The sequence below is a fragment of the Streptomyces sp. NPDC038707 genome, assembly GCF_040636485.1.
Taxonomy (GTDB): Bacteria; Actinomycetota; Actinomycetes; order Streptomycetales; family Streptomycetaceae; genus Streptomyces.
The window spans coordinates 100991-122710 of the sequence record NZ_JBEZUP010000005.1 but is presented as its reverse complement, the minus strand read 5'-3'; the positions used below and the strand labels follow the sequence as shown (position 1 = coordinate 122710).

20 protein-coding genes and 2 pseudogenes are annotated in these 21720 nt (G+C 73.1%); 9 read left to right on the top strand and 13 right to left on the bottom strand.

The window, feature by feature from the left end:
* Position 1: 1 nt before the first annotated feature.
* The 10 genes from cysD to AB0E62_RS09315 form a co-directional block, all read right to left on the bottom strand.
* The gene (cysD, locus tag AB0E62_RS09360; protein ID WP_362190351.1) at positions 2–937 is read right to left on the bottom strand and encodes a sulfate adenylyltransferase subunit CysD; all 936 of its coding nucleotides are present in this window, start codon (positions 935–937) and stop codon (positions 2–4) included.
* Positions 934–1470 (bottom strand): adenylyl-sulfate kinase, encoded by a 537-nt coding sequence (cysC, locus tag AB0E62_RS09355; protein ID WP_362190349.1) that lies wholly within the window; start codon positions 1468–1470, stop codon positions 934–936. The genes cysD and cysC overlap by 4 nt, the downstream gene beginning before the upstream one ends.
* Before the next feature lie 26 nt (positions 1471–1496).
* Positions 1497–2207: a phosphoadenylyl-sulfate reductase gene (locus AB0E62_RS09350; protein WP_362190347.1), complete on the bottom strand. Its 711-nt coding sequence runs from the start codon at positions 2205–2207 to the stop codon at positions 1497–1499.
* Entirely contained in the window at positions 2204–2386 is a 183-nt protein-coding gene (locus tag AB0E62_RS09345) for a hypothetical protein (RefSeq protein WP_362190345.1), read from the bottom strand. The genes AB0E62_RS09350 and AB0E62_RS09345 overlap by 4 nt, the downstream gene beginning before the upstream one ends.
* Complete coding sequence (locus tag AB0E62_RS09340; protein ID WP_362190343.1) at positions 2383–4083, bottom strand: nitrite/sulfite reductase; 1701 nt, start codon at positions 4081–4083, stop codon at positions 2383–2385. Before AB0E62_RS09340 ends, AB0E62_RS09345 begins: the two co-directional genes overlap by 4 nt.
* Positions 4084–4208: 125 nt before the next feature.
* Positions 4209–4292, bottom strand: coding sequence for a putative leader peptide (locus tag AB0E62_RS09335; RefSeq protein WP_309500612.1), 84 nt, complete (start codon positions 4290–4292; stop codon positions 4209–4211).
* A 127-nt stretch (positions 4293–4419) separates the two neighbouring features.
* Positions 4420–4992: a GNAT family N-acetyltransferase gene (locus tag AB0E62_RS09330; RefSeq protein ID WP_362190341.1), complete on the bottom strand. Its 573-nt coding sequence runs from the start codon at positions 4990–4992 to the stop codon at positions 4420–4422.
* A 591-nt stretch (positions 4993–5583) separates the two neighbouring features.
* Entirely contained in the window at positions 5584–6915 is a 1332-nt protein-coding gene (locus AB0E62_RS09325) for a hypothetical protein (protein ID WP_362190339.1), read from the bottom strand.
* Positions 6916–7084: 169 nt separating this feature from the next.
* Positions 7085–8380 carry a GAF domain-containing protein gene (locus tag AB0E62_RS09320; protein ID WP_362190337.1) on the bottom strand — a complete coding sequence of 432 codons (1296 nt, stop codon included), beginning with the start codon at positions 8378–8380 and terminating at the stop codon, positions 7085–7087.
* 315 nt (positions 8381–8695) lie between these two features.
* Positions 8696–10333, bottom strand: a complete 1638-nt coding sequence (locus AB0E62_RS09315; RefSeq protein ID WP_362190335.1) for an acyl-CoA dehydrogenase family protein — start codon at positions 10331–10333, stop codon at positions 8696–8698.
* Positions 10334–10486: 153 nt separating this feature from the next.
* On the opposite strand from AB0E62_RS09315, the pseudogene AB0E62_RS09310 reads away from it, so the two are divergent.
* Positions 10487–11599: pseudogene (locus AB0E62_RS09310) on the top strand (YihY/virulence factor BrkB family protein); the annotation flags it as partial.
* A 1452-nt stretch (positions 11600–13051) separates the two neighbouring features.
* The gene (locus AB0E62_RS09305) at positions 13052–13738 is read left to right on the top strand and encodes a VC0807 family protein (RefSeq protein WP_362190333.1); all 687 of its coding nucleotides are present in this window, start codon (positions 13052–13054) and stop codon (positions 13736–13738) included.
* Here the strand turns inward: AB0E62_RS09305 and AB0E62_RS09300 are convergent.
* Positions 13678–13842: pseudogene (locus tag AB0E62_RS09300) on the bottom strand (glyoxalase); the annotation flags it as partial. The gene AB0E62_RS09305 and the pseudogene AB0E62_RS09300 sit on opposite strands and share 61 nt — an antisense overlap.
* A 428-nt stretch (positions 13843–14270) precedes the next feature.
* On the opposite strand from AB0E62_RS09300, the gene AB0E62_RS09295 reads away from it, so the two are divergent.
* The 7 genes from AB0E62_RS09295 (at position 14271) to AB0E62_RS09265 (ending at position 19955) form a co-directional block, all read left to right on the top strand.
* Positions 14271–14963: a DUF4232 domain-containing protein gene (locus AB0E62_RS09295; RefSeq protein ID WP_362190331.1), complete on the top strand. Its 693-nt coding sequence runs from the start codon at positions 14271–14273 to the stop codon at positions 14961–14963.
* A gap of 204 nt (positions 14964–15167) precedes the next feature.
* Positions 15168–15671, top strand: coding sequence for a hypothetical protein (locus tag AB0E62_RS09290; protein WP_362190329.1), 504 nt, complete (start codon positions 15168–15170; stop codon positions 15669–15671).
* Between the two features lie 302 nt (positions 15672–15973).
* Positions 15974–17152, top strand: coding sequence for a GDSL-type esterase/lipase family protein (locus AB0E62_RS09285; protein ID WP_362190327.1), 1179 nt, complete (start codon positions 15974–15976; stop codon positions 17150–17152).
* Positions 17153–17397: 245 nt separating this feature from the next.
* Entirely contained in the window at positions 17398–17988 is a 591-nt protein-coding gene (locus AB0E62_RS09280; protein ID WP_362190325.1) for a membrane lipoprotein, read from the top strand.
* A gap of 36 nt (positions 17989–18024) precedes the next feature.
* Positions 18025–18681, top strand: a complete 657-nt coding sequence (locus tag AB0E62_RS09275; protein WP_362190323.1) for a ThuA domain-containing protein — start codon at positions 18025–18027, stop codon at positions 18679–18681.
* A 156-nt stretch (positions 18682–18837) separates the two neighbouring features.
* On the top strand, positions 18838–19701 hold the full coding sequence (locus AB0E62_RS09270) for an isocitrate lyase/PEP mutase family protein (RefSeq protein ID WP_362190321.1): 864 nt from the start codon (positions 18838–18840) through the stop codon (positions 19699–19701).
* Entirely contained in the window at positions 19698–19955 is a 258-nt protein-coding gene (locus AB0E62_RS09265; RefSeq protein ID WP_362190319.1) for a hypothetical protein, read from the top strand. The genes AB0E62_RS09270 and AB0E62_RS09265 overlap by 4 nt, the downstream gene beginning before the upstream one ends.
* Before the next feature lie 108 nt (positions 19956–20063).
* On the opposite strand, the gene AB0E62_RS09260 is transcribed toward AB0E62_RS09265, so the two are convergent.
* Positions 20064–20291, bottom strand: a complete 228-nt coding sequence (locus AB0E62_RS09260) for a hypothetical protein (protein WP_362190317.1) — start codon at positions 20289–20291, stop codon at positions 20064–20066.
* A 61-nt stretch (positions 20292–20352) separates the two neighbouring features.
* Positions 20353–21456: a LacI family DNA-binding transcriptional regulator gene (locus AB0E62_RS09255; protein WP_362190315.1), complete on the bottom strand. Its 1104-nt coding sequence runs from the start codon at positions 21454–21456 to the stop codon at positions 20353–20355.
* Positions 21457–21720: the final 264 nt, after the last annotated feature.

The window sequence follows — 21720 nt, the reverse complement described above, 5'->3', positions numbered from 1 at the left end:
CCTAGAAGTACCCCTCGCGCTTGCGGTCTTCCATCGCGGCCTCGGACAGCTTGTCGTCGGCCCGGGTCGCGCCGCGCTCGGTCAGCCGGGACGCCGCGATCTCGGCGATGACCTTCTCGATGGTGTCGGCGTCGGAGTCGACCGCGCCGGTGCAGGACATGTCGCCGACGGTGCGGTAGCGCACCCGCCGCTTCTCGACGGTCTCCCCGTCCTTCGGGCCGCCCCACCCGCCGGCCGTCAGCCACATGCCGGAACGCCGGAACACCTCGCGCTCGTGCGCGTAGTAGATCTGCGGCAGTTCGATGTCCTCGCGGGCGATGTACTGCCACACGTCCAGCTCGGTCCAGTTGGACAGCGGGAAGACCCGGACGTGCTCGCCGGGGGCGTGCCGGCCGTTGTACAGGTTCCACAGCTCGGGGCGCTGGCGGCGCGGGTCCCACTGGGAGAACTCGTCGCGCAGGGAGAAGACGCGCTCCTTGGCGCGGGCCTTCTCCTCGTCGCGCCGGCCGCCGCCGAAGACGGCGTCGAACCGCTCGCTCTGGATCTTCTCGGTCAGCGGCAGCGTCTGGAGCGGGTTGCGGGTGCCGTCGGGACGTTCCTTGAGCACACCGCGGTCGATGTAGTCCTGGACGGAGGCCACATGGAGGCGCAGCCCATGTGCGGCCGCCACACGGTCCCGGTACTCGAGGACTTCGGGGAAGTTGTGTCCCGTGTCCACATGCAGCAGGGAGAAGGGGACCGCGGCGGGGGCGAACGCCTTCAGCGCGAGGTGCAGCATGACGATGGAGTCCTTGCCGCCGGAGAACAGGATCACCGGGTTCTCGAACTCGCCCGCGACCTCGCGGAAGATGTGCACCGCCTCGGACTCCAGCGCGTCCAGGTGCGACAGGGCGTACGGGCTCTCCGTGCCGCCGTCCGTCTTGGCGACCTCGGTCATGCCAGTCCCCTCTCGCTGAGCAGCGCGTACACCGACGCCGCGGACTCCTGGACCGTCTGGTGCTGCGACTCGATCCGCAGGTCGGGCGTCTCGGGCTCCTCGTACGGGTCGTCGACCCCGGTGAGCCCGGACAGCTCGCCCGCGGCCTGCTTGGCGTACAGCCCCTTCACATCGCGCACGCTGCACACCTCGACCGGGGTCGCCACATGGATCTCCAGATACGGCGTCCCGTTCTCCGCGTGCCGCTTGCGCACCGCCTCCCGGCTGTCCGCGTACGGCGCGATCACCGGCACCAGCGCCTTGACGCCGTTGCGGGCGAGCAGCTCGGCCACGAAGCCGATGCGCTGGACGTTGGTGTGCCGGTCCTCCCGGGAGAAGCCGAGGCCGGCCGAGATGAACTCGCGGATCTCGTCGCCGTCGAGCACCTCGACGCGGTGGCCCTCGGCACGCAGCCGGTCCGCCAGCTCGTACGCGATGGTGGTCTTGCCGGCGCTCGGCAGACCCGTGAGCCAGACGGTGGCTCCGGTCGTCACGTCGTTCTCCTGAATCGAGTCGTTCGTCATCCGTGCAGTCCGCATTCGGTCTTGGCACGTCCGGCCCAGCGGCCGGCCCGCGCGTCCTCGCCCTCCAGGACCCTGCGGGTGCACGGGGCGCAGCCGATGGAGGCGTAGCCGTCCATCAGCAACGGGTTGGCCAGCACGCCGTGTTCGGCGATGTACGCGTCCACGTCGTCCTGGGTCCAGCGGGCGATCGGCGAGACCTTGACCTTCTGCCGCTTCTCGTCCCAGCCGACGACGGGGGTGTTCGCCCGGGTCGGGGACTCGTCGCGGCGCAGGCCCGTCGCCCATGCGCGGTAGTTCCTCAGGCCCTCTTCGAGGGGCTTGACCTTGCGCAGCTTGCAGCACAGGTCGGGGTCGCGGTCGTGCAGTCTCGGCCCGTACTCCGCGTCCTGTTCGGCGACCGTCTGGCGCGGGGTGAGGGTGATGACGTTGACGTCCATCACGGCCTCCACCGCGTCCCGGGTGCCGATGGTCTCCGGGAAGTGGTAGCCGGTGTCCAGGAAGACGACGTCCACGCCCTTGCGCACGCGCGAGGCGAGGTGCGCGACCACGGCGTCCTCCATGGAGGAGGTGACGCAGAAACCGTCGCCGAAGGTGTCCACCGCCCACTGGAGGATCTCCAGCGCGGAGGCGTCCTCCAGCTCCCGGCCCGCCTGCTCGGCGAGTGCCTTCAGCTCCTCGGCGGACCGCTCGTCCTGAGTCGTCGTCATATCCGCTCGTCCCCTCCGTTGTCGGCTCGCTGAACGCCCCGGGCCAGCAGCCCGAGGAACTTCAGCTGGAATGCGCGGTTGCACGCCCCGCATTCCCAGGCGCCGTGACCCTCGCCGCTCGGACGCAGGTCCTCGTCGCCGCAGTAGGGGCAGTGGAAGGGCACGGCCCGCTCGCTCACGACAGCGCCTCCTCGGAAGCGCGCGCCGCCCACGCCGCGAACCGCTCGCCGTCCGCGCGTTCCGCCTGGAAGCGCTTCAGCACCCGCTCGATGTAGTCGGGCAGTTCCTCCGACGTCACCTTCAGACCGCGCACCTTGCGGCCGAAGCCCGCCTCCAGACCGAGGGCGCCGCCCAGGTGCACCTGGTAGCCCTCGACCTGCTCGCCCCGGTCGTTCAGGACCAGCTGGCCCTTGAGACCGATGTCCGCGACCTGGATACGGGCGCAGGCGTTCGGGCAGCCGTTGAGGTTGATGGTGATCGGCTCGTCGAACTCCGGCAGGCGGCGCTCCAGTTCGTCGATCAGCTGGGAGCCGCGCTGCTTGGTCTCCACGATGGCGAGCTTGCAGAACTCGATGCCGGTGCAGGCCATCGTGCCGCGCCGGAAGGAGGACGGCCGGGCGGTGAGGTCCAGCGCCTCCAGGCCCTCCACCAGCGAGTCGACCCGGTCCTGCTCGACGTCGAGGATGATCATCTTCTGCTCGACGGTGGTGCGCACCCGTCCCGAGCCGTGCGCCTCGGCGAGGTCGGCGACCTTGGTCAGCGTGGCCCCGTCGACCCGGCCGACCCGCGGCGCGAAACCGACGTAGAACCGGCCGTCCTTCTGCCGGTGCACACCGATGTGGTCGCGCCACTGCTGGACGGGCTGCTCGGGCGCGGGCCCGTCGATGAGCTTGCGCCCGCCCAGGTACTCGTCCTCCAGCACCTGCCGGAACTTCTCCGCGCCCCAGTCGGCGACGAGGAACTTCAGCCGGGCGCGGTTGCGCAGCCGCCGGTAGCCGTAGTCGCGGAAGATCGAGATGACGCCCTCGTAGACGTCCGGCACCTCGTCGATCGGCACCCAGGCGCCCAGCCGCACACCGAGCTTGGGGTTGGTGGACAGACCGCCGCCCACCCACACGTCGAAGCCCGGCCCGTGCTCGGGGTGGCGCACGCCGACGAACGCGACGTCGTTGATCTCGTGCACCACGTCCAGCAGCGGCGAACCCGAGATGGCCGTCTTGAACTTGCGGGGGAGGTTCGAGTACGCCGGGTTGTTCAGGACGCGGCGCTTCATCTCCTCCAGCGCCGGCGTGGCGTCGATGATCTCGTCCTCGGCGATGCCCGCCACCGGGGAGCCGATCATCACACGCGGGGTGTCACCGCAGGCGGTCACCGTGGACAGGCCCACGCTCTCCAGCCGGTCCCAGATCTCGGGCACGTCCTCGATCCGGATCCAGTGGTACTGGACGTTCTGCCGGTCGGTGATGTCCGCCGTGCCGCGCGCGAACTCCTGCGAGATCTCGCCGATGACCCGCAACTGGCCTGTGGTCAGGGCCCCGCCGTCGATGCGGACGCGCAGCATGAAGTAGCTGTCGTCCAGTTCCTCGGGCTCCAGGATCGCGGTCTTGCCGCCGTCGATCCCGGGCTTGCGCTGGGTGTACAGCCCCCACCAGCGCATCCGGCCGCGCAGGTCGTTCGGATCGATGGAGTCGAAACCGCGCTTGGAGTAGATCGTCTCAATGCGTGTCCGCACATTGAGACCGTCGTCGTCCTTCTTGAACTGCTCGTTGCCGTTGAGCGGCGTGAAATGGCCGGCGGCCCACTGGCCCTCGCCGCGGTGACGGCTCACCTTGCGGCGGGGCGCGGAGGCGGCGGGGTTCGGTGGGGTGGCGGCCATGGTTCTACGTCCTTCGGGACCGAGGGATAACAGCTCTGACCTGCGCGGACGCGCGCACGCGGGCAGGCGTGCGCGTCCCTGCGCGGGAGGGAGGGGACGGGGGTGTGCGGCGGCGCTGGGAGGCGTCAGCCCGCCGGACAGATGGCGCTGGACATGCGGCCGAGGTCGACGTGCCGCCGACTCACCAAGGCAATTCCAGTTCCGGACATGGCGGAAGCGTGTCACGGCGCTCTGGACACAGTCCAGCTTCGTCCATCATGCGGACATTGGTGTCCCGAAATGTGAAACGGGGGTGGTGTCGCTCACATGTGCCGCCGGGAGGCTTGTCCCGGCAGGTCAGGCGGGGTATGCGCCGGGCCACGGCCCCGGGGTGGCCGCCTCCGGTTCCGGTTCCACCTTGGTGTCGAACAGCTTGAAGCCCCGCCGCAGGTAGTTGTCCATCGCGTGCTCGCCGTCCTTGCTGCACGTGTGCAGCCACACCCGCTTCGTCGGCGTCCGTCCAGGCCACCGCTCGGCCAGGTCCCAGGCGCGGGCCGTGCCGTACGCCAGCAGGCGACCGCCGATGCGCCGGCCGCGGAAGGCGGGGATCAGTCCGAAGTACACGATCTCGACCGTGCCTTCGTCCTGCGCTTCCAGTTCCGCATAACCGGCCGGGGTGCCCCGGTCGTAGGCCACCCAGGTCTCCACGCCGGGCCGCTCCAGGTACTCCCGCCAGCGCGCGTACGTCCAGCCCAGCCGGTCCGTCCAGTGGATGTCACCGCCCACCGAGGCGTACAGGAACCGGCTGAACTCGGGGGAGGGCACCTCGGCGCGGACGATCCGGACCTCGCCGTCGGGTGCGGCGGCGGGCAGGAGGTCGGCCGGGGAGGTCTGCTCCAGGGACCACGTGGTGACAGGAACGCTGCTCATACGGGCCAGGCAATCATCCCGCCCCCCGCTGTGTCGACGTGGGACGACGCGGCCGGACCCGGGGCTCCGGCGGGCCGGTGCGGGCCGGGACCGGCCGGCGGTTCGAAGAGGGCGACCCGTGCCGGCGCGGCCCGGGGAGTCGGCGGTGGGCCCGGACCGCCTGGCAGCCGACCCCGTCCGGGCGTCCGGCGGCGGGCGCGGCGCCGACAGGCTCGAGGCGGGCCTACGGCCGGCCGGCTCGCGCCCGGTGCCGGGGGTGAGGGGCTGGAAGGGGCGGCTCGCGGGTCGGCGGGGATGCGCTGCGGCCCTGCCGCGGTTCGGGCGGGGGGTGCGGCGTCGGCAGGCCCGTGAGGGCTGAGGGGCGGTTGACCGGCGCCCGCCGGGTGCCGGTCGTGAGGCCGGGCCGGCCGACGGCTCGCCGGATGCCCCGGGGTTCCGCTGTCCCCGCCCGGGTTCCGGCGGCGGACGCGGCGTCGGCCGGCCGCCACTGACCCACCGCGACCGGCCATGTCCGCAGGCCGTGCCGGCCGTTCTCCGCCGGCCGACTCGCGCAGCCCGGCCCGGCCGGCCCCGTCCGCCGGTCCCGGTCCGTCAGTCCAGGGAACGGTCCAGGTCGGCCAGGGGCAGCGCGAAGAGCATGCGGTCCGACAGGGACCACACCTCGCCGGTCCCGCTCCAGTAGGACAGGGAGCCCGCGTCCCGGGCCCAGCAGCGGTCCGAGGCGTCGGCGCCGCAGCGGGCCGTCCGGGTCCGCCCGGTGTCCTGCCGCCACAGTCCGCCGTGGCCGTCCTGCGTATCGGGCAGCCGTCCCACATACCAGGACGGCCGGTCCGCGCCCGCCTTCCGGTACGACAGCACGCCCCGGATCCCGGCCGCCCGCGTGCCGTACGCCTCCACCGCGTCCACCCGCCCCGCGGAGTCCGCGGCGAGCAGCCCCCGGCGCGCCGGGTCGGCGCTGAACGCGTACCGCCACAACCGCGCACGCCGGTCGGCGCCCGGCGCGGTCCACTCCGCGGCCACCAGGCTGCCGGGTGACCTGCCGCGGTCCAGGGCGAGCGCTCCGGGACAGGGCGGCCCGGAGGCCGAGCAGGGACCGGCGGTGAAGCGGTACGAGGCGACCGCGGGCAGGACATAGCCGTAGCCGCCCGCGGACCAGCCGCCGGGCACCCGGCCGATCGCGGGTGCGTCGACCGTGGTGCGCTGGATGCGGTCGAGGTCGTAGACGTAGAGCGCGTCGGCGCCGCCGGACGAGGTGGTGACCAGCAGCTTGTCCTCGTGCCAGACCAGGCCGGAGATTCCCGAGGCCAGCCCCCGGTAGTCGCGGCCGTCGTCCACCGGCACCACCAGCAGGGCCCAGCGGTAGGCGAGACGCGCGGGGTCGTCCGCGTCGACGAAGGCCACCCGGGCCAGGCCCCGCTCACCGGGACGTCCGGCGGTGGTGCTGTGCGTCCAGCCGGCCAGGATCACCCGGTGGGCGCCCCGGGCGCCGTCGTCGTCGGCGTCCCCGGAGGTGGTCACCGCGGCCGGCCGCCAGTCGCCGCCGGTGTCGGCCGGGTCCCAGCAGTAGGCGCGGGCGGCGGCCGGCGCGACCGGCAGGGACGCGCGGTCGTCGGCGGAGCAGTCGCCCGCCTCGCGCAGCCGGTGGTCGGCGCCGCGCAGCACGGCGTCCACGCCGACCGGGCGGCCCATCGCCCGGGCGAGCCGGTTCAGCGAGCGTTCCGGCACCCGGTGCTCCTGGAGCCGGAGCCGACCGGTGTCCGCCGGTGAGGTCAGCGGCGTGAGCGCGCCGGGGTCCTCGGCGACCTTGGCCTGGGAGGTGCTGATCAGGGTGGCGGCGGCGGTGAGCGCCAGCGCGGTCCCGGTCAGGACGGCACGCAGAGCCGCGCCCCGCCTGCGCCGCCGGTGTCTGCCGCGATGCTTCATCTCTCCTCCAGAGGCCGGGCCAACCGCGCCTGGTGAGCCGGACGTTGACGCGAGGAGCAGGTGGTGCGGCCCGTACGGGATGCTACGGCAGGAACGCACCGGACAGGGCCGGGACCGCCCGGCAGGGGGCAACCGCGCGAGACCGGGCGCGCACCGGACACGGGGATGTCTACGCCGGCGGCCGTTCGCCGCGGCCCTCGCGGCGCGCATTCCGTCTCCGGACCACAGCCGGCGCCGTCGACTCGGGGAGCAGGTCAAGTGGGTCGTCCGGCCAGAGGACTTCCACTTCCGCATCCTCGAAGAAACGATACGGCCGATGCCGTAGGAGTTCCCCGAGATACCGCCGGATCCTGGACATCTCCGCCCGTACCGTCACCGTCCGGGAGGGATCGTCGAACAGATCCCCGGCCAGCTCCGCCGCCCCACGTCCGGCGCGGTACTCGGCCAGCAGGAACAGCAGTTCCGCGTGGCGCGGGCTCAACTCCCGCGACCAGGAACCCGTCGAGCCGGTGACCGTGACCGTACGCCGGTCCCGCCCGGCGAGGTCCAGCACGACCCGGCACACGGCCGGGGCCGGCGGCCGGTCCTCCGCCCGCAGCAGCCACCCCCCGGCAAGCGGCTCCACCGCGCACGCGCCCAGCGAGGGCAGCCAACGGTGGCCCGGCGCCAGCGACTTGGGCAGCACCACCCGCCGCACGTACGGCATCCCGGTCACCGCCGCCGTCCAGCCGTCCCGGTCCACCGCCACCGCCCGCCCCGCCAGCCGGGCCAGCACCGGCGCCGCCACCGCCCGCAACCGCTCCAGCGAGGCCAGGTGCAGCTCCCGCAGCCGGGCCTCGGCCAGCTTGGCCACCGAGTCCACCCAGGCGAGGGTCGCCGGGTGCATCGTCTCCAGCGGGCCGCTGACATCCACCACACCGAGCAGCCGGCCGTCCCGCGGATCGGTGATCGGCGCCCCCGTGCAGGTCCAGGACGTGTGCGACCGTACGAAGTGCTCGGCGGCGAACACCTGGACGGGCCGCCGTACCACCGCCGGCGTGCCCACCCCGTTGGTGCCGACGACGTCCTCCCGCCAGTCCGCGCCGACCTCGAACCCCAGCCCGTCGGCCTTGCGCAGCACCGGGGGCGCGCCCTCCCGCCACAGCACCCGCCCCTCGGCGTCGGCGACGACCATGATGTGCTGCGCCGCGTCCGCGACCGAAACAAGCCCCTCCCGCAGCACCGGCAGAACGTGCCGTAGCGGAGACTCCTCCCGTCGCCGCCGTACCTCGTCACAGGACAACAGCCCGGAACGGACGTCGCGTTCGGGATCGACACCGCTGCGCAGCACCCGGTCCCACGACTGCCCGATCACCGGCCGGGGCTCGATCCGCGCACGTCGCCCGGCGAGCGCGGCCTCGCGCACCTCGCTCAGCACCCGCGCCGCCTGCGCCGCGTCCCGCGCGGCCAGGCGCACCAGATTCATCGGCGGGTTCCCCACTGCGGCCTCCCGGAAGGCGTCGAACACTCCTGTCAAGCCGTCCGGGCGGCGGTTTCCGGTCCGACTGTCCTCACATAGTGCCGCTCCGCTCATGGCGGAGGCACAGACTCCGCGCATGTGCCCCCATGAGTTGCAACCCCCTGCAACCCTGGTGGACCACCGGGCGGCGGCCGAGACTTGACCACGACGCGATGCGCGTCCGCGGGGGCTCAACCAGCCCGCGCGGTGGGGGTGGTGCCGTGTCGGCGCAGCACCACCCCTTGCCGCTGCCGCTGCCGCTGCCGGTCCGGCCGGGGCGGATCAGACCGGCCGCGCCCGCTCGACCACCGGCTCCAGGTCCAGGCCCGCCGGCAGCGTGCCGAACGACGCGCCGTGGTCGCCGCCCAGACGGGACGCGCAGAAGGCGTCGGCCACCTCCGCCGGCGCGTGCCGCACCAGAAGCGACCCCTGGAGCACCAGCGCCAGCCGCTCCACCACACGCCGGGCCCGTCCCTCGACGCCCTCCAGGTCCGCGAGTTCGGTGAACAGGTCCTTCACCGCCCGGTCCAGCCGGTGGTCCGCGCCGTGCGCCCGGCCGATCTCGGTGAGGCAGGCGTCCAGCGCGCCCGGCTCCCGGCGCAGTGCCCGGAGCACGTCCAGCGCCTGCACGTTGCCCGCGCCCTCCCAGACGGAGTTCAGCGGCGACTCCCGTACCAGCCGGGGCAGCCCGGACTCCTCCACGTACCCATTGCCGCCCAGGCACTCGGCCGCCTCCACGGCCACGGGCGCGCACCGCTTGGTGATCCAGTACTTGGCGGCCGGCACCGCCAGTCGCAGGAACGCCCGCTCCTGCTCGCCGCCGTCGTCGCAGGCCGCGGCGAGCCGCAGCGCGAGCGCCGTCGCCGCCTCCGACTCCAGCGCGAGGTCCGCGAGCACGTTGCGCATCAGCGGCTTGTCGATCAGCTTGCCGCCGAAGGCCTCCCGGTGCGCGCTGTGGTGCACCGCCTGGGCCACCGCCTGCCGCATCAGTCCCGCCGAGCCGAGCGCGCAGTCCAGCCGGGTCGCGGCGACCATCCCGATGATCACGCGCACCCCGCGCCCCTCCTCGCCCACCCGGCGCGCCCAGGTGCCGTCGAACTCGACCTCGGCGGAGGCGTTCGAGCGGTTGCCCAGTTTGTCCTTCAGCCGCTGGATCAGGAAGACGTTGCGACTCCCGTCCGGCAGGACCCGCGGCACCAGGAAGCAGGTGAGCCCGCCCGGGGCCTGCGCGAGCACCAGGAAGGCGTCGGACATGGGCGCCGAGCAGAACCACTTGTGCCCGGTCAGCAGGTACGTGCCCGGCTCCGCGAGCGGCGTGGCCACGGTCGTGTTGGCGCGGACGTCGCTGCCGCCCTGCTTCTCCGTCATCCCCATCCCGAACAGCGCCCCCGGCTTCTGCCCGGGCACCCGCAACTGCGGGTCGTAGATCGTGGACGCCAGCCGGGGCTCCCACTCGGCGGCCAGCTCCGCGTCCGCGCGCAGCGCGGGCACGGCCGCGTGCGTCATCGACAGCGGGCAGCAGGTGCCCGCCTCGGCCTGCGTCCACAGCAGGAACCCGGCCGCCCGGCGCACGTGCCCGGAGGGCCGCGTCCAGGCGCCGCCGGCCAGCCCCGCCGAGACGCCCTTGCCGAGCAGCCGGTGCCAGGCCGGATCGAACTCCACCTCGTCGATCCGGTGGCCGTACCGGTCGTGGCTGCGCAGCCGGGGCGGGCGCTCGTCCGCCCGTACCGCCCAGTCCTGTACCTGGACCGAACCCACGGCCCGGCCGAGCGCGGACAGCTCCGCGCGCACCTCGTCCAGGACGTCCGCGCCGGTGTACCGGTCGACGGCCTCGGCCAGGGCGCGGTCGGCGGTGAAGACGTCGTAGCCGGCCAGCGGAGGCGGCTGGTTCGTCACGGTGTGGGTGGGGGTGCCTGCCATGGGGGGAACCTACCCGGGAAGGCCGCGGTGATGGCTCCCAGAGTGGCACGGCACGGCCGTGCGGCGGGCCGGAACCGCCTCTTGCCACCCCGGGGAACCGGTCGCGGGCCCCGGAAGGTGAGGGCGGTCCCGTGCTGCGGATACCTTTGGGTCGTGCAGCCAGCAAGTGAAACCCCCGAGCGCCCGGCCGGCCGCTTCCACCGGGCCAGAGCCCTCTATCGGAACGTCTCCAAGCGCAGGACCGCCTGGCTGTTGCTCAAGGACACCGTCAACTCCTGTATGGAGTACCGCATCCTCGGCCTGGCGGCGGAGGCGGCGTTCTTCTCGCTGCTGTCCGTGCCGCCGCTGCTGCTGAGCCTGATCGGCCTGCTCGGCTACGTCGACGACTGGACCGGCGCGGACACGATCCACAGCCTGGAGACCAACCTCCTCGACGCATCGCGCACGGTGCTGTCCGACAAGGGCGTCAAGGAGATCGCCGAGCCGATCCTGCACGACGTGATGAAGGGCGGCCGGCCCGACGTCATCTCCATAGGCTTCTTGTTCGCCCTGTGGTCGGGCTCGCGCGCGGTGAACGTCTTCATCGACACCATCACCGTCATGTACGGGCTCGACGGCGTCCGGGGCATCGTGAAGACCCGGATCATGGCATTCCTGCTGTTCATCGTGGCGCTGCTGATCGGCTCGGTGGCGCTGCCGCTGATGGTGGCGGGGCCGGACGCGGTGGTGCGGATCGTGCCCTGGTCGGAGACGGTCGTCCAGGTCCTGTACTGGCCGGTCGTGATCCTCCTGTCCATCGCGTTCCTGACCACGCTGTACCACGTGTCGGTGCCGGTCCGCTCCCCGTGGATCGAGGACGTGCCCGGCGCGCTGGTCGCCCTCGCGATGTGGGTGCTGGGCAGCTTCCTGCTGCGCATCTACCTCCAGCACACCATCGAGGGCGCCACGATCTACGGTTCCCTGGCCGCCGCGGTCGCGGTCCTGCTCTGGATCGGGGTGGGCGCCTTCGCCGTGCTCGTCGGCGCGGCCGTGAACGCTGCCATCGACCGGGTCTGGCCGGCCGCGGCCACGGCCGCCGCGCGCGAGGCCAACGAGCGGATGCGGGAGGCCCAGGTCGCCGAGTACGTGGCCCGCGCCGCGGCGGCGGCCCGCGAAGCCGACCCCGACGATCCCGACATGCCCTCGGAGTACCCCGAGCGCTGGTCCCGCTTCCTGCCCCCGGAGGACGTGACGGCACGCCTGCGCAGCCATGCGCGGAACCCGCATCACGCGCACCGGGCGAACGGGAACGGCAACGGGAAGGGTGAGGGGCAGGGGCAGGGGCAGGGGCAGGGGCAGGGACAGAACGGGAACGCCGGGGGGCCTGAGGGCCGTGGTGGCGGTGGGGGCTTCGGTGGCAGTGGGGGCGGCACGGGGAGTGGCGGGGGTGCCGGCGGGGCTGGTGGTGCCGGTGGTGCCGGTGGATTCGGGGGTGCCGACGGCTCTGGCGGTGGCTTCGGGGGCGATGACTTCTACGGGGGTGGAGAGGCCGGGGGCGGCGGCTTCGGCGGGGACGGGAGGTACTGGGCCGGGGGTGGCGGGGGCTACTGGAACGGTGACGGCAGCGGCCGCACCGACGGGAGCGGTGCGGCGGACGGCAGTGGGGATGGCAGGAGCCCGGCGCATCCTGAGTGGTGATTGGCGAGGGGCGAGGGGCGAGGGGCGGGGGGCGGGGGGTTACGGGGCGAGGGCGACGGTGGACCGGGGATGGGGGACGGGGGTCCGTGAGCTGTGGGCCCGCGCGGGGGGCCGGTTGGGACGGTCGGGCGGTCGGGCGGTCGAGCCCCAAGCCGGTCACCCGGCGTCCGCGTGGCGCAGGGGCACATGAACGCGGCGGCATGTTTCTCCGCCCCGGCCGGCCCCGTCGGCCCTTTCCACCCCGGTTGAGCCGCGTGGCTGTCTTCCGGCGGGTCCGCCCCAGCGGGGAGTACGAGCCGCTTGGCTGCCCACTCGACGGTCGCCCCGCCTGACGGCCACCGTCCCGTACCTGACGGCCACCGTCACCTGACGGCCACCGTCCCGTACCTGACGGCCACCGTCACCTGACGGCCGCCGTCCCCGACCTGACGGCCGCCGTCCCCGACGGCTGGCTGTCTCCACCCTCAGGGCTAGATCCTTCGGTGGAGAACGCCCCGCTGCCCGTCCTCGCTTTTCCACCCGGCACTCCACCCCTGCTCCGATCCGGGGGACCCCGCCCCGCGCCTAGCGTGATTGCACCGGCCGGAACCATCCGGCCGTAGCACGGCAACCGGGCGCCGCCACCGTCGCAGCATCGCCCGGTGCGGCTTCGGCATTCGGCATTCGGGCAAGGAGGCAGCGGACATGGCGGAGCGAAGGGAACGCGGGGGACAGGGCGGCAGGACGGGGAGGGCGACCGGGACCGTGGGGGCGATCGTCACCGCCGAGGTGACAGGGGTGACCGGGACGCGCGGCCTGCCGGTGCACGCGGTGACCGCGTCGGCTACGGCGTCCGAGGTGCCCGAACCGCCCCAGTCCACCAAGACAGCCGATCCGACCGAACGGAACAGGCTCCCCGAGTCACCACGACCACCGAGAAAATCCGAGCCACCCAGGCAACCCAGGCCACCGACGCGGTACCAGCCACCCCGGCCACCTGGGCAACCGAGGCAATCCAGGCCACCCAAGCCGTCCAGGCCCCCCGACACCCTCCGCGGCCCCTTGCTCTCCCTCGCCGGAGACATCCTCCTGCCGCTCCTCGTCTACTACACGGCCCGCGCATTCGGCGCCGATCAGGTCCCGGCCCTGCTGCTCAGCGGCACGCCGCCGGCCCTCCGCCTGCTCGCCGGCACCGTGCGACACCGACGAGTCGACGGTGTGGACCTGTTCCTCACGGCGCTGCTCGTCACCGCCGCGCTGGTGTCCCTGATCGGCGGCGGCCCCCGCGTCCTGCTGTTCAAGAACGCGGCGCTGTCCCTCACGGTCGGCGCCTGGGCACTCGCCACCGCGTTCACCCGCAAACCCCTGGCGTTCCACCTGGGCCAGCGGCTGCACCGGGGCGACGCGGCCCGCGCCCGCGACCGCATATGGCAGGACAGTGCCGCCTTCCGCCGCGGGCTCCGTGTCCTCACCTTGGTCTGGGGAGCCGAGCAACTCCTCGACGGAGGCGTGGGCGCGCTCGCCGCCGCCACCCTGCCGCCCGACACGGTGCCGCTGCTCGACCGAGCCGTCTCCCTCGCCCTGCTGGCCCTGGCCGCCGTAACCACCGCCGGCTACGCCCGCCGCTTCCGCAGACGCCACACCCTGCCGCTGTTCGGCACCCCGGCGTCGGTGACGGCAGGACGGGCATCGTCGGTGTCCAGGACGAGCACCAGCCCACCGGGCAACCGGGCCTCGACACGCGGCTGATCCTCGGCTCCCTCGGGGAACACCAGCCCGAAACGGCGATGGAAGGGGAACGAGGCGGCCAGGTCGGAGCTGACCAGGCCGATCACGGCGATACATACGGTCATGCGGTCACCGTAGGCAGCGGTCGGCGGGCCGGTCTTGAAGAAATCGGACGGCGGGCGTGGCGGTGGCGGTCCGGCCGTGGCGGTTCGGCCGTGCTGGGGCCGCCCCCGTTCTCCGGTCCACGTGAGGGGCGTTCGCCTTCGCGTGCGAAGCCCCCTGTGGTCAAGGACCGCCGGGTCATGAGTCTGTTCCAACGGACGGCGACGGACGGCGAAGGGGGACAGTCGCGGAATGGTGCGGGAACCGCCGTTCCGGCAGGCCGACGACGTATTCGGTGCGGTGTGCCGTACCGTGCCCGTCTCCGCCGGTAACAGGGACGTACCAGCGGGTAGTCGGGTGAAACGAAGCAGCGGGCCGGGTGCCTCTTGGTGCTCAGAGAAGCTCGCCCGTGTCGACGGGCCGGCCCCCCACCGCTACCGAGGATGACACCATGCGTGCCAACAAGATCACCGTCGCAGCCCTGGCCCTTGCCGCGGGCCTCTCGCTCGCCGCCTGCCAGAGCGACGGCGACGCCACGGACCGGAGCGACTCGTCCGCAGCGCCCGCAACGACTTCTTCGCACGGAGATCCGGGACCGGGTGCGACGAAGGGAAGTCCGGCATCGGGCGGCTCGGCTCAGGGCACCGCGCAGGCCTCCGCCGGGAAGGGCTCGGGCGAGGGACAGGGCGCGAACGCCGGGACCGGCTCCGGCAAGGAGGGCAAGCTCGGCAAGTGCCGCACCGACGAACTACAGGTCAAGGCGACGGACAACACCATCGACGGCGACCCGGGCGGCACCGTCGTGGTGGAGTTCACGAACGGCGGCGGTCGGGACTGCGTGCTGTCGGGTTACGCGGGCGTCGACCTGAAGACCAGTGCGGGAACGCTGTCCGCGAAGCGGACCGGTCAGCAGGCGAGCCGGATCGTCCTGAAGGACGGCGGGTCGGTGGCCTTCGGTATCACCTACCCGATCAACGATTCGGGCGGCTCCGGTGTCCGCGTCACCGGGCTGGTGGTGACCCCGCCGGACGAGACCAAGTCGGTCACCCTCGACTGGCCGGGCGCCGCCACGCTGCCCGTCACGGACGGTTCCGGCTCCCCCGTGAAGGCCGGCCCGATCGGAAGCGCCGGCCAGGGCGGCTGACCCGCGCCCTCGTCACCGAGACCGGCACCGGCTCCCCGGGCCCGCGTCGAGGGCACGGCACGGAAGCACTCTTCCGCTGAGCCGCACCACCGGTACCGGGGTCGCCTTCGGAGGCAGAGTGCCGGCTCGACCCGTGTCGTTACGCACGGGTGAGACTAGGGTGCTGCGGTCGTCGGGTTCGTGTGCGGGAGCGGTGGGTCGTTGATGCTGTGGGATGTCGAGGTCGCCGATCGGTGTGCGGGCGGACTGGAGAAATGCTCTTGGGGCGCGCTGCGGTCGCTCGGCCTGAAGGTGATCGAGGAGACACCGGGGCTTTTCGGGCGCCCGCTGGAGGAGGTGTTCACCCCGGCCACCGTCGCGCTGTTCCGCGCGGCGGTGGCGGAGTTCGGGGCGGTGCCGGGCCCGCTGTCGGAGACTCCGCAGCCGTGGGAGGAACTGCTGGCCGACGCCTGGGACTGGCAGGACGGCAACGCGCCGTTCACAGCGGCCTCGCTCGTGCAAGGACTGGTGCAGTACTCGGAGTTCCTGGTCGGGGAGGGCCATCCGGACGACATCCTGGAGGTCCTCTCCTCGTGCTATGAGTCCGTTCTCTCGTATGCGTCGATCGGGCGGACGGTCACCATCGACCAGGAGCGCGACAACTCCTACTGCCGTGCGGCGATCGATCTCCAGCACAGGCTGATCCGAGAGCACTGCCCCCTCGGTTGATGCCTTCGGCCGGTCCGCCCGCTGCCGCTCACTTCCGCCGCCTCTTGACGGCGAGGGTGCGTTCGAGGCAGGGCTGGAGGGGCGGCCAGGGTTCCGTGGCGGGGCGGGATGACGCCGAGGTGGCCCAGGACGGCGCGCAGGGCGGCCTGGCCGGGTGCGGAGCGAGGGCGTCGAGGGCTCCGTGAGGGACGGAGCGCCGGGGGCGGGCCGGGCCGGAGCCGGTGGAACGGGGCACTGCACTCGTTGGAGGGACACCGGAGTTGGAAGGGTGACCTTTTCCGCCCACCGAGGATTCACAGGGCATGAATCCTTTCTGGCATCGGCGGGGCCCGGCGGCCCTGACCGCCGTGGCGGCAACCGCCCTGTGCCTGGCGGGCACCACGCCCACCAGCGCCGCAGGCACACAGGGCAAGGCCGCGGAGGCACCCTGGGTGGTGTCGCTGGGTGACAGCTTCATCTCCGGCGAGGCGGGCCGCTGGGCGGGCAACAGCAACGTCAGCGCCGACGGCTACGCACGCACCGACCGGGCCTTCGACCCCGCCACGGAAGTAACCGATCCGCACCGGGTGTACGGCACGTCCTACGACGACCGCTGCAACCGCTCCGACAGTGCCGAAGTCAACTCCTCGCCCGTCGGGGGGCGTCGGGTCAACCTCGCCTGTTCGGGCGCCACGTCCACCGCCATCCTCCTGCCGGAGCACGGCGGAGGCCCCTTCAAGGGCGAACCGTCCCAGGCCCGGCAACTCACGGACGCCGTGACCGGCCATCCCGTCCGGGCGGTCGTCGTCTCCGTCGGCGGCAACGACCTCGGCTTCGAGGGCGTCATCACCACCTGCGCCAAGAACTTCGTCACGCCGATCGGAGCCACCCCCTGCGCTCCGGCTCTGGCATCACAGGTCCGGGACCGGCTGCCCGCGATGCGCACCGCGGCCGTCAAGGCGCTCGGCGACGTCACCACCGCCATGAAGCGGGCAGGCCACCCGAAAGGCAGTTACCGCCTGATCCTTCAGTCCTACCCCTCACCCCTGCCCGACGGCGCGCGGGTGCGCTACCCGGGGGAGAAGTACGACCGGCTGAGCCAGGGCGGCTGTCCCTTCTTCGACAAGGACCTCACCTGGGCCCATGACGAACTCGTCCCGGAGATCAGCACCGCCCTCGCCGCCGCGGCCCGCACAGCCGGTGCGGAGTTCCTGGACCTGTCCCGTGCCTTCGAAGGCCGGGAGGTCTGCTCCAGCACCACCGTCCACGCCGGCCCCGACGAGCGGCCGTCAGGCCGCACCAGCGAATGGGTGCGCTTCGTGACGTCCGGAGTCGGCCAGGGCCAGCAGCAGGAGTCCCTGCACCCCAACTACTACGGCCAGCTCGCCCTCGGCACCTGCCTGGGCCTCAAGCTCGCGCAGAGCCCCGGCAACCACTCCTGCGTCAACAAGGCGGGGGCAGGCCCCCGCGACATGCACCTGCGGACAGCCCCCTCCGCCTGACTCCCCCGCCTGACACCCCCGCTCGCTCACGAGCGCAAGGCCCCCCCCCGCGACAATCCGGGCATCCCCTGCCACCATGGCTCCGCTCGGCACCAGCGGAACAGCGGCATGCCTGTTGCGACCGGCATGCCGCTTCGTCTCAACGCACTGTTGCGGCCACCCCCCTGCGAACGGCGTCCACCGGCACAGAGGTTGTGCGGGATCAGGAGTGCCCCGTAGTACGTCTGTGCGGCACCATGGGCGGCATGATCCGTACCGCACGCGCCCTGCCGCTGCTCCTGGTCCTTCCCGCGCTGCTCACCGCGTGCGGCACCGAGAAGGCGCGTTCCGGCCTCGAGCCGGCGGCCTCGGGTTCCGGGCGGACGGCGGCGGGGAGTGGCAGCGGGCAGGTGTCCGCCGCCCCGGGGCAGGCCGAAATGGACGAGCGCCTGCGGGCGTTGGGCATCGCGCCGGAACTCGTGTACGTCACCGAGGTGCCCGGCTTCACGATCGCGCAGCAGTCGATCGGGGTGAACGGCGACGACGGCTTCTCCGTCTCGTACTGGGCGGAGAACGGTGCCGTCCTGCACCTGTACGCGGAGCGGGGCAGCGCCGCCGACTGTCCCCAGGGCCATGTCTGCCGGGCACCGGCGAAGGGGCAAGTGGTGCGCGTCTACGGAGAGAAGGCCGGGGCCGACGTGCTCCGCCGGGCCGCCGACGCCATCCACCGTCCCAGCCCCGGGGAACTCGTCCCGCTCCTGCCGGCGCCCCGCACGGCAACGGCCCCGGTGGAGCGCGGCGACCTCCCGCCCAACGGCGACGGTGCACCCGACAACAGCGTCCCCGGAAGCAGCTGACCCGCCTCCCCGCCCCCGCCCCCGGAGCACCCCGCCATGCCCCCGCGTCTTCTCCTCTACACCCGTACCGCCGACTACCGTCACGACTCCATCCCGGACGCCGTCGACGCGATCCGGGCCTCGGGCGGGTTCGCCGTCGAGCACACCGAGGACCCGCTGGACCTCGAACGTCCGCTGGACGGGTTCGCGGCCGTGGTGTTCCTGTCCACCAGCGGGGAGGTGCTGACCCCGGCCGGGCGCGCGCGGCTGGAGCGGTACACGAGGCAGGGCGGCGGCTTCGCCGGGGTGCACGCGGCGGCCTGCACCGAGTACGGGTGGCCGTACTACGGCGAGCTTCTCGGCGCCCGCTTCACCCGGCACCCCGCCTGTCAGCCGGGCCGGGCCCTCGTCGCCGACCCCGGCCACCCCGCCACCCGGCAGCTGCCGCCGACGTGGGAGTTCACCGACGAGTGGTACGACTTCGACCGCGCTCCGGGCCGCCCGGCCCGGGTGCTGCTGCGCGCGGACGAGACGTCGTACGACGGCGGCGGGATGGGCGCGGACCATCCGCTGGCCTGGTGCCGCGAGCGGGGTCCGGCGGGCGGCCGGGTTTTTTACACAGCCCTTGGCCATGCCTCCGCCGCGTACCGGGACCCGGACTACCTGACTCACCTGAACGGCGGACTCATCTGGGTGTCCGGAGGCGCTGAGTAACGTTTCTGCGGTGAACCGCTTCCTCCGATGGGGTGACTAAAGCTCGCGTAGAGGGATGGTCATGTGTGTATCTAGAGATGCTCTCGTCTTGGCAAAGGGCGTCGAGACGCGTGACCCCATCCGCCCGCGTCACCCACCCACAGAAGGAGCCGGACCTTGACCTACGGTAAGAAGCTGCGCGAGCGCATCGCCGGGCCCGGGACCACACCGCTGATCGGCGTGTACGACATGTACTCGGCGTCGATCGCGGCCAAGCACTACGACGGGATGTTCGTCTCGGGCTTCGGCTTCGCGGCCTCGTACTACGGGCTGCCGGACATCGGGTTCATCGCCTGGCCGGACATGGTGGCCTTCGTCCAGCGGCTGCGGGGCGCCTTCCCGCACCACCACCTGCTGGTGGACATCGACGACGGGTATGTCGACCCCGAGGTCGCCTGCCACGTCGTGGAAGGGCTGGAGCGCATCGGTGCGTCCGGGGTGATCCTGGAGGACCAGAAGCGCCCCCGTCGCTGCGGCCACGCCGACGGCAAGCAGGTGCTGCCGCTCGAGGAGTACCTGGAGAAGCTGAACAAGGTCCTGGAGACCCGAAAGGACCTGGTCGTCGTCGCCCGCACGGACGCGACCGACGAGCACGACATCCTGCACCGCGCCGAGCGGCTGGCCGCGACCGACGCCGACGTGGTGCTGGTCGACGGCGTGCGCAGCGTCGAGTGGATCAAGCGGATCCGGAAGGTCGTCGGGGACAAGCCGCTGCTGTTCAACCAGATCGCCGGCGGCAAGTCGCCCCGCCTGTCCCTCGGTGAGCTGTCCGACCTCGGCGTGGACGTCGCCATCTACAGCACCCCATGCCTGTTCGCCGCGCACGAGGCGATGGACACCGCGCTCGCCGGCCTCAAGGCGGCCGACGGCCGGCTGCCGGAGGTCGATCCCGCGAGCGGCGTCGGGGTGAAGGCCTCCACCAGCCTGCTGGAGCGCAACATCGCCCCCGACCGGCTCGTCCCCGAGGGTGTGGGCGTGTGACCCGTGCCGTGTCCGGGCTCGGGACGGCCGCGGCGGTCGTCGTCGCGCTCCTCGGGGCGGGCGCCGCGCCGGCCGTGGCGTCCGACAGCCTGATCACCGTGATCGACAACTCCGAGGCCGACTCCTGGCTCGAAGTCGATCGCACCGCCAACCTCCAGAACGGCAGCGGCACCGCCGGCAGCGACCACGACGGCAGCGCCGTGGACGTGGTGGAGGCTCTCCTCGCCGGGCCGGACCAGGACGAGGAGGACTGAGCGCGGCGCGGCGGGACCCGGGGCCGGGAGAACACCCGCACACGAACGACGGCCGGGCACCCCCGTGCGGGGCGCCCGGCCGTCGATGTGTGACGAACTCGGCCGGGCTCAGTCCTCTCCGAGGTCGGGGCGGCCGTTCTCGTCCAGTTCGACGTCCTCCTTCGGGTCGTGCTCGTCGGCGGGCGCGGCCGCGGCAGCGGCCCCGGACGGGGCCACCGCGGCGTGCCGCTGTGCGGGGGCGAGGGTGTGCCGGGCGGCATGGGCCGTGCCGTAGGCGGCGGTCAGGGCTACTGCGGCCACGGCGAGGGCCGCGGCCGTACGCGTGCTGTGGTTCATGCCCGGCCAACGATCCCCGCCGGGCGGGGTCACCGTACGACGACCGGACCGGCCCCCGGTGTCACGCGGTCGGCCGTTCCGCGGGGTCGGGCCGGTACTTCCTGGGCCGGACCGCCGGCGGCGGGGCCGTGCTCGCCCGCCGCACCAGCCGGGTCGACAGCTCGGTCCGGGTGCCCTCGGGCCGCTCCCCGTGCGTCATGCGCACCAGCAGCCGCAGCGCCGTCGCCCCTATCTCCGCCAGCGGCTGGCGGACGGTGGTCAGCGCCGGCGCGGCCCAGCGGGCCTCGGGCAGGTCGTCGAAGCCCACCACGCTCATCTCCTCCGGGACCCGGACCTCCCGCTCCGCCAGCGCCGTGTAGACCCCGAGCGCCATCCGGTCCGCGCACACGAAGAGCGCGGTCGGCGGCTCGGGCAGGTCCAGCAGTTCGTGGGTGCGCAGCCGGGCGCTGGTCTCGTCGGAGCCCGCGTGCCGCACATACTCGGGGCGGAGGCGCACGCCCGCCGAGGCGAGCGCCGAGCGGTAGCCGGCCAGCCGCGCCTCGCCGTCCATCGTGCGCCGGTGCCCGGCGATCACCCCGATCCGCTCGTGGCCCAGTTCCAGCAGGTGTTCCGTCGCGCACACCCCGCCCTGCCAGTTGGCCGCCCCGACCGACACCACCTGGGCCGGCGGCTCGTACGCCGGGTCGATGAGCACATAAGGGATGCGATGGTGGTCCAGCCAGGCGTACTGGGCGGCGGACAGCTCCGCCAGGTGGAACAGCACCCCCGAGGAGCCGCGCGCGGTCAGTCTGTCCAGCCGGTCCTGCTCCGGGCCGGCGTCCAGGCCGGCGTCCGGGCCCCGGACGGGCGCGGCCGACACCACCACCTCCAGGCCCGCCTCGTACGCCGCCGCCTCCACCCCGCGCAGCACCGCGCCCGAGCGGGAACTCTCCAGCGAGTGCAGCACCAGGTCCACCAGACCGGGCGCCCGGGCCCCGGTGAAGCGCGGCCGGCGCACATAGCCGAGCCGGTCGAGCGCCTCGGTCACCCGGCGGCGGGTCTCCGGCGCGACGTCCTCCCGGCCGTTGACCACCTTGGACGCGGTGGGCACCGACACGCCCGCCTCCCGGGCCACCACCGCCAGCGTCGGCCCGGCCACCGGCTGCGGACTCCGCGTGCGGGCCATGGAGAACCGCCTTCCCGGCCCGTCCGAGGGCCATCGACATCTGCGACCGACGCGCCTTCCCGGCCGGGGCACCGCCCGGCGAAAGAAAGCGCTTCCTACGATAGGTGTGCCTCAACACGGCGGGAAGACAGAGGAATTCACGGGAAGGCGCCGACGGCGACTTCGGAACCTCCGGACCGGCGGACCGGAAACCCGGGCACGGCCCCAGCCGGGCGGACCCGGAACCCGCGCACGGCGCCGAGCCAGGTGGTGCCGACCGCCCGG